Origin of the sequence: Oribacterium sp. HCP28S3_H8 (genome assembly GCF_052064775.1) — a bacterium.
Classification (GTDB): Bacteria; Bacillota; Clostridia; order Lachnospirales; family Lachnospiraceae; genus Oribacterium.
This window is the reverse complement of record NZ_JBQHUZ010000011.1, coordinates 37,239-54,249: the sequence shown is the minus strand read 5'-3', so window position 1 is coordinate 54,249 and position 17,011 is coordinate 37,239. Positions and strand designations below refer to the sequence as shown.

Sequence of the window (17,011 nt, the reverse complement as noted above, 5' to 3'; positions counted from 1 at the left end):
GGAAATATACTTTTTAAACAATAAATCAAATTCACCTCAATACATTAATAATTGCGGGGCAGGTCCGATCCGAGAGTACTTGTGAGGAGAGATATCTACCGTATCAGTATTCCGGACAGAATGAAGCGAAAGGCGGTACCCTGAGCCCGGAATATTGAATCACCTAATGTCCCACACTCCTCTGCCGCCAGAGATGTGAATCGTCTCGCCTGCAAGCATATCACCTGCATCGCTAACAAGTAATTTCGCGTATGTGGCAATCTCATCCGGAACAATCATTCTTCCGAGTTTATTATCCTCTGAATAAATGCTGTCTCCCTCATGAATTCCAAGCAGCGGTGTGGCAGTTGACCCGGGAGCGATGGCATTTACAATGATTCCTTCCGGCGTCAGAATTTCCGCCAAGCCCTTTGTCATACCATTGATTCCCCATTTTGAAATACCATATGGTGACCAAGCAGGTTCTGACCCTCTGGAAGAAGAAATCAGGAGAATATGGCCTTTCCTATGATTCCTCTTCCAGTATTTTGCCATTTCAACACAAGCGAAATATACACCTTTCAGATTGATATCCATAATACGGTCATATTCTGCAGGTGTCATCGTCCAAAAATTAGCATTCTCACTATGAACACCAGCAGAGTTGACGAAGATATCAATAGCACCAAACTTACCTTCCGCTTCTTTGATAGTAGGAACAATAGAATCTGTGTTTGATAGGTTGAAGATAACGGACTCAACCCCTCCGTCAGAAAATTTCTCTTTACATTTTTCAAGCTTCGCGGCATTCGTTCCGCCCAGAATAACCTTGCATCCACACGCATGTAATTCTTTTGCAATAGATATTCCAATGCCTCCGCTGCCACCAGAAATCAGGGCTACTTTTCCCTCAAGCATCTTCTGCTCTGATACCGGCTTCTCAACTGGAATGATCTTCTTTTCTCTTGTTGCTCTTATAATAGATAAAACTGCGCCCTTTATACCCATAATTCATCACTCCATTGTATCCTTGGCAAGGGCATCTCTTTGCTTTTGAAGTTCCCTTTTTGCGTATGCAACAGGCATCAGTCCTTGCATCAGCATACGCATTTTCCCTTTAAGGCCAAAATAGCTGGAATCAATTAATACTCGCGGCATTCTCTTTCGTATGTTTTTTAAGCAATCATCATAGAGCTCTTTATTTTCTTGCTGAGAGTTTGTTGCAATTATCAAGAATAATACATAATTGTAGTTTTTCCAGATATGCCATTGAACGGCATGCATGAACTTAGGGGTGCGAATGACTGATACCTTTCCAATATTCTTTATATTAGCAAGGGCGTTTGTACCCATAATTACACGGTAATGGGTAAGTCCACTTCCAGCATTGTTTAACCGATAATTATAGATTTTCTTATGGCCTACTCCAACATGATTCGAATATTGTGCTGCCATGCAAGAAAAATACAAGCCCTCGCCAGACCATGGTACTGAAAATGTAAGATTATGCTCTTTCAGCATACTGACCTTATACATCTTGTTCCAAGGTCCAATAGCAAATCGAGGATAAATAATTGCCGTAGCTGTATCCTCATTTGTCCAGGTTTCAATACTATCATTCTTTACCTGTTCTCTATCTCTGGTAGTGAAAATATGATCTGTGATAGCCATATCTGAATCTGTCTTTTTAATTAGATTCATCAAGTATTCTACATAATCTGGCTCAAGCCAATCATCTCCGTCTATTATAGAGACATACTCTCCGGTCATACGGGCAAGTCCATAGTTTCTTGCTTCGCAAGTACCACCATTCTTCTTGTGAATAACTACAATGCGGTCATCTTTTGCAGCATACTCATCACAAATTGCTGGGCATCCATCTGGTGAACCATCATCCACAAGAATGATCTCAAGATTTTTATAAGTTTGATTGATGATAGATTCTATATTTTTTCTAAGAAATTTTTCTGAATTGTAGATAGCTACAATAATTGAAACTTTATCCATAAATACTACTTCCTTACTGAAACATCTTTAATTGCATCTTTCAGATATTTTTTAGACTTCTGAATGAAAGGGCCCATTCTGAGGTTTACTTTCTGGTAATCAATATCCTCAGTCTCTTGAATTCTCTTATTGTTAAATTCCTGTATTCTGTCATTCAAGCCACTGATTTCCAGTAAATTATATATTCTCGAATTCTGCGAATGTGCATCTGTTTTTGCTGTTCGTTCAAACACATAAAACTGTTTCTGCAAAATAATAGAAAAAGCACTTGCATGAAATGAGTCGGTTAATACATATCTAGCATTTGCTATCAGGTTCAAAAATTCATAAGGACCCGCATCATAACAGTGCTCTCCCTTTTCAAGATAAGAACCGCTCTTCATCGGAATAATGACAAGCTTCATATTATGCTTAGATGCGAATTCATGAATTGCCTTCCAGTGATTCTCATTATCGTCCAGCATATAGCAAAAGATATAATCCGACTTCAAATCCTGTACGTTTTCTATAACCTCCAACCACTGATTTCTATCTAGTAAAAACACAGGATCCAAGACTGTCTGACAGGAAAGGCTTGTAATGCGTTCAATTTCTTTTCTCGCACTCTCTTCTCTCACAGACAGCTTATTGAAGTGCTTTAACGTACTGTAATAAGTCCCTTGTAAATACGGTGGAATTTCTTTCACACCAATACTGGGAGCATAAGAAATCTTTGGTGCTGTAATGTCCGGGAAATTAGCAAAATAGAAATCATTATACCAGTACGGGCTCCAAATCTGATCACTTCCGCAGATTAGTAAATCAAACATATTGCATGTTTTTGAAAATGTATCTTCAATCGGCATCACATTATATTTGGCATAAATAGCATCATGGAATTTTTTTGACTTAGCGGCAAAATATTTTCCAAACCTCTTACTAACAATTTTATTGGAAATATGGCTCTTAACACGCTCAGAAAAGTTCACTTTTATCTGACGGCTATCTATCTGATAAAATGGAATCTCTATCAATGCAGGCTCAGTATCTATAGATTTCAAATATTCCTGCAATGCCGCTGCCTGCAAAATAGTGCCATAATTCTCATAGTGAAACCATGTGATAACTCCAATTTTCATCGTCATTCTCTTTTCAATATCTTTCTAAGCAGCAACTTAATATCAGAAATATATGAAACTAATATTGCTAAAAATCCAGCAATTAAAAGGCCATATAAAAGCACATCAGTTGTAGCAATCAGAAGTACTACAGACTGTGCAGCCAAGATAAGATATGAAAAGATATCTCTGACCAAATTAATTTTAAGTTTAATATATTTCTTTGAATGATACAAACGAAAAGCCCATACTTCAACATAGCAAATCGTAGTGGCTATGGCAGCTCCCAGCGGCCCCATGATTGGAGTAAAGATCAAATTCAGGATAATGTTAGTGACAGCACCCACGATAGTAGAATGAGCAAAAATTTTGGAATCCTTAACAGCTGTAAAGAATCCTCCGATGTATCCAGAAAGTGCTCCAAATACAATAGCGATTGTAAGCCATGGTACATATCTCCAAGCAACATAGAAGTCATTAGCATAAAGAAAATGTGCTAATATTTTATCTCCTACAATAATTGCTGAACACATAACCGTCATCAAGCAATTGTATGCCCTATACGTATTAGCAAAGAATCCTCCTTTGTCCTCTGGATCAAAGTCTTTGACGGCAGAAAGAGTCCAAGCCTGGCTAAAAATCGTCTGGAATATATTTAAAATAGATGGAATTTTAGAAGCCAAAGAATAGATTCCATTGGCAGCTACTCCACAGAAAAATACGACTACATATCTATCGGATGCATTGTTTACCCACCAAGCAATGCTGTTAGCAATCAGTGGTCGGGAGTATGTCAGCATTTCTGTTGACTCTTTTTTATATGAACGGAGCAGATGAGTATCCGTAAACATATGAGCCCGAACCACAAGATATAAACTTTGGATCATTGGACCAATGATATTTGCTAAGAAGTAACCAACAAGCCCCCATTTAAAGCCAACTAAAAATAAAATATTACAGGCAATAGTAACAGCAGATGCTATAACGCTAGATACAGAAAGATCTGCAATCCGGTCAATTCCACGGATATAATATGGAATCATGCCACCCAGTGCCTGAGAAATGAACATCAGTAAAAAAAAGATCCAATATGTCTTAGCTAAACTACTGAAGCCAAAAACACCATTAATGCCCAAGCCAACAGCCGTTATTGTAGTTCCAATAAGAATATAGCGAAATCCTACCGTCACAATAGCTCTACGATCGTAATTCTTATCCATCGCAAAGCGCATAACACCATCCTGCACATTGAGCGTCAGAATTGGGATCAGCACCCCGACTGTTGTATTAAAGAGATCATAGGTACCATAATCGGCTGTTGTAAGAATACTCGTATATAAAGGTACCAAAAAGAAGCTCAGCAGCTTCGTTGCAAAACTGCTCAACGTCAATAGTCCTATGTTTTTTACTAAATATTTGTATTTACCTTGTCTTTCCATCTGTCTTTACTTATCGTCTCGTCCTTGCCAGCACTTCAAATTTGTGAAATTGCTTCTTCCGAAGCGCCAACTCTATATCTATGTTCACTTTACTATGCTGATCCTTGAAATACTTTTCCCTTAGTCCACATTCCAGCACAAAAATTGCCTCTCTTATCTCTTTCGGCCGCTTCCTGGTCCTTGACCAGTTCATCTGACACTGACGAAGGAAATATTCATATGCCCGTTTGTCATACTTCACTCCAAACTGTGGGAATTCTCTAAGGCATAATTCCGTGATGTAATAGCTCTCCACGCTTCGCTTTGATTCTCCACTTTTTGCTGTGATGCCATCCGGGTTTAACCGATAGCCATAAACCACATCTGGAATGATCTTCGAACTGTATCCTGCTCCATACAGCATGAAAGAAATTGGAGTATCCTCGAACCAATATCCTTCCGGGAACTGAAAATGCTCCATAACTTCAGCCTTAAAAAGCTTTCCCCAAGGATAACCCGAGAGTTGATGAACTTCCTGCGGCGTACCCCCCCCCAGATTGTTCGAATGTATACCACCCACCTTGGATAATATCTTTACCGTCTGCTTTATCTAGTAGTGCCTCGATTGCACTTCCTGCCATAACATCATCGGAATCAAGAAAAGTGATATATCTACCCTTCAACACCTTCAACGCAGCATTTCTTGCGCCAGAAAATCCTCGGTTTTCCTGATTGATCACTTCCATCCGATCAGGATACTTCATCTCATATGATCTAAGAATCTCTGGTGTCTTATCTGTAGATCCATCATTCACTACTGAAATGATGTAGGAATATTTAGTTTTCTGTGTGAGCACAGATTCCAAGGCTTCAGCTACAAACCGCTCCGCATTATAAGCAGGAACAATTATCTGCAGATCATATCGAAGATTTAAGGGGTTGTTTGTAAGACAAGTTGTGAAAGGATCTGGTGTGTAGTCCGATAAAATCTGCCGAGCTATCGCCATTGTCATATGTGAGCGAGATACATGAAATGGTGCTGTTAAGCGATATATAGTTTTAGCAGTTTTCTTTAGAGACATGATTCGCATTCCTATCTATATTTCAGCAACTTCTTTTCACAAGCATCGTGTTTTGTTCATTGATTCTGGATATGTAAGCCAATAGCTTTTCTTTTTGTATTGATGAACAATCTGGCCTCATTTAATGCTTTTTAAGAAATCATCCATATCAGTAAAACTCTTTTGATGTTTTTTCATAACCTCATTTGTTAAAGCTTCATTACCTATTAGAGAATTCATATGTTTCCACAGCTCTGGAAGATTGTCCGGATCATCGGAAAAGAGCCAAAAAAATTCATGTAATGCTCTCTCATCAGGTTCCTTTCCTTTTCTCTCCCTATATAATTGTACCAGTTCTGTTGCCTCTTTAAGTTGTGCTTTCTTTCGCTTCTGATGATATTCTGATAGATCCATGATCTTTCTACACGGATTACCAGCAGCTACACAGTTATCTGGAATATCTTTATTGACTAATGAATTGGCACCTATAATAACATTCTGTCCGATGTGCACACCTTTTAAAATGGTACTGTGCATTCCAATGAAGACGTTGTTTCCGATCTCCACCCCCCCCCGACGAACCGAGAACCTCACCATAAACGCCCTTTAAAACGGACCAGTCATAACCATGTGTAAGTATTGTCACTCCTGCCGTAATTTGAACATCATCCCCTATTTTAATAAGCCAAGGACGAGATTCATCGATGATTGTAGAACGTGGATCAAATATCGTAGTCCTATTGCCAATACCCACACCAATCTTTCTTAAATGCGAAATATAAGATTCTGAACTATACCGAATTCCATATTTAAATTTTCTATAAATTTCCAATATAAGCATTGTCTATCTCACTATCTTCAATTAGCTATTACTATCTTTTTAACGTATCAATGACTCCGCGCATACCATGCTTTTTATATTTGTTTATAACTCTAAAAGGAAGAGATGCTAATCTTCGTAGTTTATACTCTGAGGATTTTTTCCCTTTATCACATAGTTCTATTTTATATATAATTTTTTCTAACGTACTCTGCCACGTTGCACTGTAGTGATGAATCGAACGCGTCTGACACGTTATATTCATTTTCCTAGTTATATAATTCATCGGGCAAAAATATTCTGAGGGGTAGATATCCACTCCATCCACATGTTCAATTGTTCCATCGCCCTTGAATCCATGTCTTTTTAAGATCTCTGTTGTTCTTTCTACAACAGTATGTAAATTGTTGGTGCCATCCGGATTTATAAAATGCTGACTTTGATAGTATTCAAGTATCTCCTTATATAAATCAAGCCCCGATTCAGCTGCAAGTCCAAGTCCTGGATTACATAGTTCTTTTGGAAGTTCTTCTGCCCCCGCTTCTTCGCCCATGAACGACCCCTTTTCTATAAGATCATCCATAGATTTAATTACTTCAACATCGGTGTCAAAATATAAACCACCATATTTGTATAAAATCCAGAAACGGGCATAGTCGCTTACAAATGCCCATTTCTTGGCAGAATAGGCTTCTCTTACGTAATTGCAACTATTAACATCAAAATTGGATTCATTCCACTCTTTAATTTCATATTCTGGGAAATATTTCTTCCATGATGCTATGCACTTTTTAGCATCATCCGTTAACGGATTACCACCAAACCAACAATAGTGAATTATCTTTGGTATCATACACTTATCTCTTTTCACCAATATCTGAAATCATTTTGAGAACAACAAATAGGGCATAAAACTGATGTTTTAACAGCCATGCCTTTAATTTCCATTGTCTATTGGGTAATGAATTTATGTCCATTATAGCCAAGGAATTTTTTACTACATCTATAGATCCAGCGTATCTGACCCCTTGTACTTTTTCTTTTAAGCACAGCTTATTCTTATCCGAAAAGTATGCATATTGTATGGCTTCTGTTATCTCCGCAAGAACCCTATAGTAAAATGCTTGACTTACCTCTTTATTATCGATAAGTTGATCACGTATTAGCCTCATTGATTGCATCATGTAATTTGCAGCTTTAGGTTGATATACGTGTGAGACTGATTCGGAGTTTGAGACATAATAATATGAGATTTTGTTTGTCAGTGCATATTTTTCCGCTTTATTAAGTAAACAATGGTTAAAGACTTGATCTGAACTCAGTTTTATGCCAACAGGAAATCTCAAGTCACCAATGCAACTCCTTTTTATCAACTTGGAACATACTCCTGGATCAAGTGAAGGGAGGTCCTTTTGCAGATCTGAAGAAAAATATAAAAAATCTCTTTGGAGTTCCCAAAATCTATTCCTATCCAACTGTGTGAAAGATGCTTGCTCTTCAGCCTCTGCATCTTCTCTGTTTGGAATACTTGTAACCCTTACAACCTTCCCACTAACAATCTCTGCCTGTGAATTATCCACAACGCTCATTGCATAGCTCAACCATTCATATCCAAGGCCATCATCTGAATCCACGAACACAATATACTCTCCCTGAGCTTCATTGATGCCTGTGTTTCTAGCGGCTCCTTCACCACCATTCTTCTGACTAATAACGCGAATTCTAGAGTCTTTCTTTGTTATTGTCAAAATATTATTTAAATTTTCCGGTGAGCTTCCATCATCAATTACAAGTATTTCGGTATTCTTGTAGTCCTGCTGAACAACACTTTCAATGCATTTTTCAAACAAATCTATAGGTGTATTGTAAAAAGGTATTATTATACTAATCAGTTTCTTGCCATTCATATGTATCATCCTATCTTATATAATGAAGACCCACTCCATCCCATTCTCATAATCCATACAGCCCAAAGGATGAATAAAATCATTATGAGAAGTTGTCCTTTTAACCTAGCTCTATTTCCATTAATAGCTAGCGGAATAGAAACAATATAGAAGAAATCAAAGAATATAGAAAAGCGGTTTCCATACATTGTTCGCATGCTTAATAACAACACAATATAAATCAAGAACCCAGACAGATTAAAACTGGTTAATATTCCAACTAGTTCATCTTTATCACGGCTAATCTTCACCTTTGTAAAAAAATCATATCTAAATAATGAAGGCATCAGTAAAAGTACTATGCATGTAACTAGATAGGTAATGGAGTACAGCGAAAATGGGTTGATGAATCCTACTAGATTTGTTGAGCGATTCATAAAAAACACATCAAAATAATACAAAATATGCGGGTCTTTAAATATTCCATTAGAGTATAGAAAAAGCACAAAGCTTGTCATCAGTTTAGGGATTAATAAAATAAATCCATAAATCAAAATTCTCAGTTTTTTCCGACCGATTTTTGAAGCCATATAGACACTTAGCACAAGGATTGTTCCATAAAATCCAGATCTATGGAACAGTACAGCTATGGCAAAGGATATCAGTGCTCCTATTTTGCTCTTAGATTTTAATAGTAAAATAATTGTTCCGAGCAAAATGAACGCACATGAAACGCTTTGTCGCATCATATTAAGCGAATTATTAAAAAACCAAAATAAATAGACTGCAATCGAATATCTGATGGAAATCTTATCTCTTAACAAATATGCAGTGATTGCTACTGGTAGCACTGTTAGAAATTGATAAAAAAACAACAAAAGTCCAGGTTGGGCTGTGAACCGCGAGCAGAAGAATACTAACAATGCTCCTAAATACTCATTTATTAGATCTGGTTCTATTCGCAGAAGCTCAGAATATGAACGGCTTAAGGCTCCATATTTCATGAACTCTACTGGATATCCTGATGTATCTACGCCTACACTACTTGAACGAATTCCTGCAAATATTGATATTACAAGGATACCGAAAAATATATAAAAATGTCCAAGAAGACGTGATTGACTCATGGTTATTCTTCCGGGAACATGTTCTTTATTTAAGACAATATTCCTATCAGCTACTCGGTACTTAGTTTCTGCTATATAGAAGCAAAAATAGACTATTGAAAATACAGTCACATACTTTATTCCCGATATAATTAACGCCAACATTTTTACTTTATACCTTTCTTAGAAGGATCAACATCTTAAGAATTATTCCTTTATTTTTTATTTGCTCCCATAGTTTTCTGAAAGCCTCTTTGTCTTTAATATAAAACGCAAAATTATATAGGATATCTTTCTGTCTTGCTTCCATTTCAGAGCTATAAATTGTATAAATATTATAGGCAACAGTAGATCTTGATCTCTTAAACGTAGGCTTGAAAAACCTTTTAATCTTTTTGTTTAAGTCCACTAACTTTGAGTCAATTCCTACTGTATTATTATTATGAAGTCGGTAACACATCCGTGGCACTGGATCATAAATCACAGTACCAACCGACTCGGCAATAATGTACGCTGTCCAGTCATGCGCAATCATCTGCCCAGAGTATTTCTTAAATTCAGACTGCATCTTCTTATCAAAAACAAAAGTGCAACCCGGTACAACCGACCTTAGCAGACAATCTATATAAGACAAAACTCCCTCAACATGAAACCCTTCATCTTTGATAATATTTAAATTCTGATCTGCTACCTTTACATTCCCAGTATAAAGAATGCCTTCTTCATGATGTAAGCTATTTATTTTATTGATAGCTTCTAGCAGCTTATTCTCTTCCCAATAATCATCCTGGTCACAGAATGCATAATAATCCGCTTCTGTTGCATTTCGGACAAGCTCCCAGAAGCTTTGAGCAAAACCAATATTCTTTCCCTCTATCAACTTAATATCGTGGTCCTTTTGATTTTCACGAATGATGTCGATAGAATGATCCGAAGACCCATCGTCACGGATCAAGATAGATACATCTACGCCACGCTGGTTATAAAGACTATTTAACTGTTCCTGTAAATATTTCTGTCCATTAAATACTGACAGTAAAATTAGCACTTTATACTGCATGTTCTTGACCACTAACCAATTTTCTTATTGCCTTCAGATAATCGTATTTATACTGCTCGGTTGGCTCAAGAATTGCTCCTTCGGCCCATTCATTCCACGCATTTACTACAACAAAATTATCATCATAATTACGGCTTGTATCATTTAAAAGCTGTCTCATATAAAAATAAAACTTTTTAGGATTGGAGCCTTTGATAATCATTCCTTTTTTTCCTTTTCTTGGACTGTTGTCAAACCCAACAAAAGCTCCCCTCCAGAGTTTTTTACCTCCATAGTCTTCTTTATTTTTAAGCAAGCACTTCCACACATAGTCATATGACAGAAAATCCGTCAGGCCTAATTTCTTACAAAGTACTCTTTTTGCTTTCATTATATTTGAAATCGCATATCTCGTAGCACAATGAGGTTCAAACTCAACCAGCACATCAGAATTTATGTCATTTTTTCCAGAATTAAATGAGTTTACAAACTCAACAACATAGATTTCAGGGATTTCATGTTCCGCTAAAACCTCATTCCAATATGAAATCATTTCATTGAATTGCGTGATTCTTGCGCACGAATAAAAGAATACAACCGGTCGATTTTCAATTCGAATATAGCGCGGGTCTTCAAAAAACCGAATCAGGTAGTCAATATGTTTCTTCCAATCATCTTGACCACCAAATTCCTGCTTAATTAAAATATCCGTATTTTTACCATCCCAGGTTCTCGCCCAAGACTCGTTAGCCCAGCAGAAACAGTAATGTTCATCTATTTCAGGATGCTGCAAAAGTATCTCGCAAGGCTTCTCAAGCAACATTTTTCCGTTAAACCAGTAATGATAATAGCAAAAACCGTATACACCATATTTATTAGCCAGATCGGCTTGCCATTGAAGTGTCCTTACATCAGTCATATCATAGTAATTGTTGTTAAGCGGAACAACAGGCTCCTTATGTCCTTTGTATATAGGCCTTGCCTTCTTCACATTAACCCAATCAGTAAAACCTTTTCCCCACCAGATATCGTTTTCAGGGATAGCATGATACTGTGGTAGATGCATTGCTAATACTTTAATATCTTTTCTCATTTCCATTTCCAACCCCATTTATTAAAGTAGTATTTCATCGACTGAACATGATACTTAAAAAGCTGCCTGTTCTTGTGTGACCCCTGCTCCCACTTATGGATCACTGAAGCTCCCGGGTAATACATGAGTTTTGAAACCTCATTTACTCTCTTGCACAGATCAGCATCTTCCAGGTACATGAAAAAGCGGTCATCAAATCCATTAATTTGCTTAAACAATTCTGTCCTTATCACAAGAAAGCTGCCCTGTCCAAATGGAACTTGAAACGGCTTCGAGTAGTCCATATCTTGCAACGTGTGAGATGCTATTCTCTTAGGAAACAGGTTTTTGGCAAACATACGTATGAACATGTCGAACACAGTGAGTTCCTTGCGGTAAACCAGCTGCCGATGATTCTGTTCATCTACAATGTTCGGAATCACCATTCCAACCTGCTTGTTATCATCCATGTATCGAAGAATAGATTTGAAAGCATCTTCAAAAAATAAAATATCCGGATTCATTATGCAGTGATACTCAGAATCCAGATACTGGAGAACCTTATTGTGGCCTCCACCAAATCCAAGATTCTTTTTTGCATCTACATAAATGACATCTGGATAATTCTTCAAAAAATGTACGAACTCTTTATTCTCTTTTTCTACATCAGGTGTATTACCGTTATCAACAACGTAGACTTTTTTAGATATGTTTGAAGAGGTGTATTTTTCCATTGTGCGGATCGCGTTTTCGATGTCATCGTAATTGTGGTACGCTACGATGCAAACGCTCAGCCTGTCTGACATAACTTCTTTTCACTCTCCCTCTTCAAAACTCATCTACTTTCTCGCCTAAACTGTTTAGGAAGATATATCCACTTATAAATTACAGATACTCTTCCATTCACCCGAGGGTCTAATCATTCTCTCGCCATTCAATCAATGACCAGCCCGTGAATGAATGCCGGAGCATGGTATACAAACGTTCATAAGCAAGCGATTGTTAAGCTCAGTGAAGAAAAGACACCCCACAAATCGGTTCCTCACTATATGTTGCGGTATCGAATTCGTGCAGCTACTAGATTTTGATTTTTTAAGGGGTATTACCACGATATGAGGGAAGGATCGTGGGAATCGGCAGAAATGCCCGGGAATAGGAGATTTTGAAAAAGGGATAGATAGGTACTATAGTCTATAAGTCATAATCACCCCTATCGTGATTATGAGTCTGATTATGAGCTTGATTATGGACTATATATAATAAGGAAGAAACTCGTTCCCGATTGTGAGGTTTAAGAATGATGGAGCGGCTCTGGGAGGTGAGACTAAATTCCTCTGCCCGGAAGGTGGCAGCAGGTCGCTCGAAATGTGTATATATAATAAGGAAGAAACTCATTCGAAAAGGACAAAAAAAGAAGACCCCCACAGAAGGGATCTTCCTTAGAGAAGCTGATTCAATTTGTTATGCAGGCTGTTTGGTTGCCAGTTCCTTTACTTCATCAACGGTTAGTCCTGAAAAATTTGCAATCTCCTCATGGCTAAACCTTTCAGTCTTGAGCATTTTACGAGCTACACTAATGGCGTTTTCTTTTGAACCTTCAGCTCTTCCTACGACTCTTCCTTCAGCTCTTGCTTCAGCTCTCATATCTTCCATAGCCTTGCACATAACCGTCACTCCTTGATCATAGATGATATTACAACAAGGGGTGCGGTCTAACTACACCCCATCTTGAGGGAAATGCCTCAAGGCGACCTTATCGGTCAAAAACATCAAGCGGACTTCTTTGAGTCCAGCTCCTTAATCTCATCTACAGTCAATCCGGTTGCTCTTGCAATGTCTTCGTAGGTGAATTTCTTCATACCTAGCATATTGTTAGCTATTTGCAGTGTATTTTCTCTAGCAGATTCTCTAGCAGCTTCATTTCTCATATCTTCCATAGCCTTGCACATAACCGTCACTCCTTTCTCGTCTTCTTTAAAATATCTAACCCGATCAGCCAGCACCGGATAGTACATATCCTTCGCCTCTATACAAGCGAAATCGTGCATCAGCTTTCCGAGAGAAGTTTCATCTTTAATCTGTGAGTTCACATAGACAATATGCTCTTCATCTCCAAAGGGCTCTCCGGTTTCCATGACCGTGCGTTCTATGTGATAAATCGGAAGGCTCTTCCCCAGCACATCGTTTTCTGTGATGAAGATTACATAACTTTCATTGAGCGCTTCATATTGTTCTCCAGGTTCTGTTACGTTTGCATCGATCAGGCTGCTGTTGTATCTGGCTCTCTTCACCCCTGCGCCATGATCACTGCGCTGGATCTCGATGTTGTACACATGATTCTTTTGATCGACCGCCAGAATATCAAGTCTGACGGAGCGCCCCTGAAGGTTTTTAATTCCATACTGGCTGGTGGATTTTGTGACCTTCAGATCATCACGTTTCAGAATAATCTGGAGCAGAAATTCAGCGCACTTTGTGTCCTCAAAGACTTTCGTCATGAAGTCATCATCGAGCAGGCGAAAATTGTGAAGACGCTCCAGATCTTCTTTATGCTTTCCTTCAAAATCTAAATCTTTGTTCATGCCACCGCCGTTCTTTCTTGATTTGTATATACTACCCTGACTTTATTATATCAGGAAAATCTAAAAATTTAAAGCTAAGTTGTCTAACTCTTCCAATTTCCGCAGGGGCTGAAGAACTTGCACCGCATACCACACGATGTTATATTAGTTACACGAATTGCGGTGGTCGTCTTCGGACAACACCTAGAGGGAGCCTGATGCGTCGGGCTCCTTTTTTTGTTCACTTCTCCCTGAACATCGGCTTATCCAGAACCACCTGATACTCTTCCATCACCAGGGAGGCGTTGCCCTGCTCATCGAACTTTCGGTATCCCATGAAGGCGTTCAGGGTTCGCTGATTCCTTATGCTCTTCAGTTTCACACCGAACCTCGTGGTGTACTCTGCCTCATCGCCGATCAGGTCCATGTTCGTAAAGTACCTCTCTGCAAAGGCTCTGTCGAAGGTTAAGATGTCAGGAGTTTTCTGGATCTTGTCGTCTGTCACCTTGGTCCTTCCGTGCTTCACCATGGAATAGGCTCCGGGGATGATGTACCCTTCCACCGTCCGCATCAATGTTCCCTGCGCGTTGACTCCGTTGACCATGAGTGGTCTTCCGGTCTTTGTGATAGTCGGTAACTCCGAGAGCGCCTTCAGAAAGTCCTGGTACTCTTCCATCATCTGGTCTACTTCACCCTGTGGAGCTTGGCTCAACCGTGCCGCATCGTACTTCTCGTTGAAGTCCATCGCAATGTCGGATCCGTCTCCATAGGTCTCGTAGTCTTCCTTGCAGGCGTAGAGCATTTCCATAAAGCTCTGCTCCAACGTAAACGCATACCATTTCTCGCCGGTACTGTGCTTTCTTATAAATTCTCGCCGGAAGTAGTAGTGTCCTTCTCCCCGCTCGTCTTCATAGTTCTGTACTGACCGTTCATTACGAGATTTGTAATAGTCTTTGTCGTGTATAAGGTTCAACAGCTTAAACGGCGGTTTCGCCCGGTTCTTTTTAAAGTTCTCAAGTTTTGCCGCTTCTCTGTCTTTTGTGATCTGGTTGCATTCTTCCCAGAGCTCCCGGGAAACTAGCGGCACATGATGATCCTTGATGTAGTAGGATTTCGCTTCTCCTTCATTCTTCTTGCAGATCTTGTTCTTCCGGTCGACAGTGATCGTCTTTTGCATCTGGACATCGCCCTTGTACTTCTCGTTCTTCATCAGCTGGATCACGGTAGACGGATACCAAATCTTCCCACCCGGTGCCGGAACGCCTCTATCCATCAGGTCTTTTGCGATGTCTCTGGATGCCCAGCCCTCCCGGTATTTCTCATAAATAAACCGAATGGCTTCCCCCTGCTTTGGATCAATCTCCCAGCTTCCATCTTCGCCTTTCCGGTATCCGTAGATTCGGTTCGGGTTGACCAGCGGATCTCCGGCAGCAAACTTTCTGCGGATGGTCCAGGTGATGTTCTCTCCCGTAGAGTCGCTCTCGCTCTGGGCAATGCCGGTCATGATTGTGAGCAGAAACTCAACGCCCTTCTGCATGGTATCCAGATTTTCCTTCTGGAAATAGACCCCGACCGGTGGATCCTGATGCAGGAGTTCATTCACAATGGTTAATCCATCTACGGTGTTTCTGGTAAATCGGGAGATGGACTTTGTGATGATGTAGTCGAACATACCTGCCTTTGCATCCGCGATCATCTGCTTGAAGCCGTCTCTTCCCTTGGTGCTCATGCCGGAGATACCGTCGTCTGCATAAATCCCCGCGAAGATCCAGTCTTTCTGCGCTGCAATGTACTGCTTGTAGTAGTCCATCTGGTTCTGATAGGAGTTTTCCTGATCTTGTTCGTCTGTGGAAACCCTACAGTAAGCAGCCACACGGACTCCTTTGGACCGCTCCAGGGTATCGGCAGTCTGGAAGAATTTCTTGGTCGCCGGTAGTACAGTTATCTCACTCATTACATGGCCTCCTCTCTTTTTAGCAGTCTCTCAGCCCTTAATGCTTCTCGGTTTTTCCTTGTTCTTTCGAGGATCTTTGGCATGGCATCCTCTTTCCAAGCATCATACTTCTCCTTCGTGGGAAAGCCGGTGTATCCGGTAAGGTGGCGGTACAGTTGCTTTCGATCCTCTTTATACTCCGGGCCTGTCATCCCAAGACGCACCAGCCAGCTTCGAAAAATGAACTTGTCGCTCCCGTCCCGGTTCTCGAAGCTGCTTGCCTTTCTCTGATTGATCGCCGCCGCATTGATGAAATTGGTAAGGGTCTGACAGGCATGAAGATCAACATCTCCGTATCCGGTGTAGATCAGAAGGTCTCCCTTTACGGTAAGGCCCTGAATCGCTTTTCCGTGTTCTTCCTCGTAGGTTTCCACAGCGGTAAGGAAGTTTCGGACTCCATAGACCGCCTCATCCTGCATGTTGATCCATGCAAGGAAATCGTCATCGATCGCAAAGTGTCCAAGCGTGGCTCGGTTGATAACGGTCTGGTGTGCGCGGATCAGGTGAATTAGCCTTAGCAGGCTGTTTCCGGTGTGCTGGTTCAGCGGCACGGCGATCCCGACTTCGGTTTCCTTTGATTGTGGCATCACCCGCTTTTTCTCTGGCCTTTTTGGCTCTTCCGGTACCTGTTCCGGCTTGGTCTCCTCAAACACCTCATCTGTGAGGATCATCCTCTCCCTCGCAAGAGTCGGAACCACATTTTGCGCATCCTCTTCAAAGGACAAAATCATGTTGCTGTCCACCGTGTAGTTCCCGACCTGGTAGGCCATACTCGGAATTCCGAGATACTTTGATTTTTGTCCGGTAAGATCCATCAGCCGTTTGATGATTTTTTTCTTATCGGTAATGATTGTGTATTCCATGTATGCACGTCTCCTTTCTGGTCTATTCATCACTCTAAAGCCTGTTTATAGCAACGAATAAACCCCGCAGAAACCACCAAACCTGACCCTTCACAAAAGGGCAGAAATT

17 protein-coding genes are annotated in these 17,011 nt (G+C 39.9%); all 17 read right to left on the bottom strand.

Features of this window, described 5'->3' with window-relative positions; genetic code table 11:
- Positions 1 to 159: 159 nt before the first annotated feature.
- Positions 160 to 987 (bottom strand): SDR family NAD(P)-dependent oxidoreductase, encoded by an 828-nt coding sequence (locus ACTNEN_RS11995; protein WP_441206754.1) that lies wholly within the window; start codon positions 985 to 987, stop codon positions 160 to 162.
- 6 nt (positions 988 to 993) lie between these two features.
- Entirely contained in the window at positions 994 to 1,986 is a 993-nt protein-coding gene (locus tag ACTNEN_RS11990) for a glycosyltransferase family 2 protein (RefSeq protein ID WP_441206753.1), read from the bottom strand.
- A 5-nt stretch (positions 1,987 to 1,991) separates the two neighbouring features.
- Positions 1,992 to 3,104, bottom strand: a complete 1,113-nt coding sequence (locus ACTNEN_RS11985) for a polysaccharide pyruvyl transferase family protein (RefSeq protein WP_441206752.1) — start codon at positions 3,102 to 3,104, stop codon at positions 1,992 to 1,994.
- Between the two features lie 2 nt (positions 3,105 to 3,106).
- Positions 3,107 to 4,522 carry a lipopolysaccharide biosynthesis protein gene (locus ACTNEN_RS11980; RefSeq protein WP_441206751.1) on the bottom strand — a complete coding sequence of 472 codons (1,416 nt, stop codon included), beginning with the start codon at positions 4,520 to 4,522 and terminating at the stop codon, positions 3,107 to 3,109.
- A 10-nt stretch (positions 4,523 to 4,532) separates the two neighbouring features.
- Positions 4,533 to 4,982 (bottom strand): hypothetical protein, encoded by a 450-nt coding sequence (locus tag ACTNEN_RS11975; protein ID WP_441206750.1) that lies wholly within the window; start codon positions 4,980 to 4,982, stop codon positions 4,533 to 4,535.
- A 10-nt stretch (positions 4,983 to 4,992) separates the two neighbouring features.
- Complete coding sequence (locus ACTNEN_RS11970) at positions 4,993 to 5,583, bottom strand: glycosyltransferase family A protein (protein WP_441206749.1); 591 nt, start codon at positions 5,581 to 5,583, stop codon at positions 4,993 to 4,995.
- 117 nt (positions 5,584 to 5,700) lie between these two features.
- Complete coding sequence (locus tag ACTNEN_RS11965) at positions 5,701 to 6,129, bottom strand: DapH/DapD/GlmU-related protein (protein WP_441206748.1); 429 nt, start codon at positions 6,127 to 6,129, stop codon at positions 5,701 to 5,703.
- 305 nt (positions 6,130 to 6,434) lie between these two features.
- A complete protein-coding gene (locus ACTNEN_RS11960; RefSeq protein WP_441206747.1) occupies positions 6,435 to 7,235 on the bottom strand; it encodes a glycosyltransferase family 32 protein in 801 nt (266 codons plus the stop codon).
- Positions 7,236 to 7,239: 4 nt separating this feature from the next.
- Positions 7,240 to 8,289, bottom strand: coding sequence for a glycosyltransferase family 2 protein (locus tag ACTNEN_RS11955; protein WP_441206746.1), 1,050 nt, complete (start codon positions 8,287 to 8,289; stop codon positions 7,240 to 7,242).
- Between the two features lie 5 nt (positions 8,290 to 8,294).
- Positions 8,295 to 9,395 carry an EpsG family protein gene (locus ACTNEN_RS11950; protein WP_441206745.1) on the bottom strand — a complete coding sequence of 367 codons (1,101 nt, stop codon included), beginning with the start codon at positions 9,393 to 9,395 and terminating at the stop codon, positions 8,295 to 8,297.
- A 151-nt stretch (positions 9,396 to 9,546) separates the two neighbouring features.
- Complete coding sequence (locus ACTNEN_RS11945) at positions 9,547 to 10,434, bottom strand: glycosyltransferase (protein WP_441206744.1); 888 nt, start codon at positions 10,432 to 10,434, stop codon at positions 9,547 to 9,549.
- Positions 10,424 to 11,512: a glycosyltransferase WbsX family protein gene (locus tag ACTNEN_RS11940; RefSeq protein WP_441206743.1), complete on the bottom strand. Its 1,089-nt coding sequence runs from the start codon at positions 11,510 to 11,512 to the stop codon at positions 10,424 to 10,426. The genes ACTNEN_RS11945 and ACTNEN_RS11940 overlap by 11 nt, the downstream gene beginning before the upstream one ends.
- Positions 11,503 to 12,291: a glycosyltransferase family 2 protein gene (locus ACTNEN_RS11935; protein WP_441206742.1), complete on the bottom strand. Its 789-nt coding sequence runs from the start codon at positions 12,289 to 12,291 to the stop codon at positions 11,503 to 11,505. Before ACTNEN_RS11935 ends, ACTNEN_RS11940 begins: the two co-directional genes overlap by 10 nt.
- Positions 12,292 to 12,946: 655 nt before the next feature.
- Complete coding sequence (locus tag ACTNEN_RS11930; protein ID WP_441206741.1) at positions 12,947 to 13,150, bottom strand: hypothetical protein; 204 nt, start codon at positions 13,148 to 13,150, stop codon at positions 12,947 to 12,949.
- A 104-nt stretch (positions 13,151 to 13,254) separates the two neighbouring features.
- Positions 13,255 to 14,067 (bottom strand): PD-(D/E)XK nuclease family transposase, encoded by an 813-nt coding sequence (locus tag ACTNEN_RS11925; protein WP_441206740.1) that lies wholly within the window; start codon positions 14,065 to 14,067, stop codon positions 13,255 to 13,257.
- Between the two features lie 220 nt (positions 14,068 to 14,287).
- Positions 14,288 to 16,000: a recombinase family protein gene (locus tag ACTNEN_RS11920; protein ID WP_441206739.1), complete on the bottom strand. Its 1,713-nt coding sequence runs from the start codon at positions 15,998 to 16,000 to the stop codon at positions 14,288 to 14,290.
- Positions 16,000 to 16,902, bottom strand: a complete 903-nt coding sequence (locus ACTNEN_RS11915; protein ID WP_441206738.1) for a hypothetical protein — start codon at positions 16,900 to 16,902, stop codon at positions 16,000 to 16,002. The genes ACTNEN_RS11920 and ACTNEN_RS11915 overlap by 1 nt, the downstream gene beginning before the upstream one ends.
- Positions 16,903 to 17,011 lie beyond the last annotated feature (109 nt).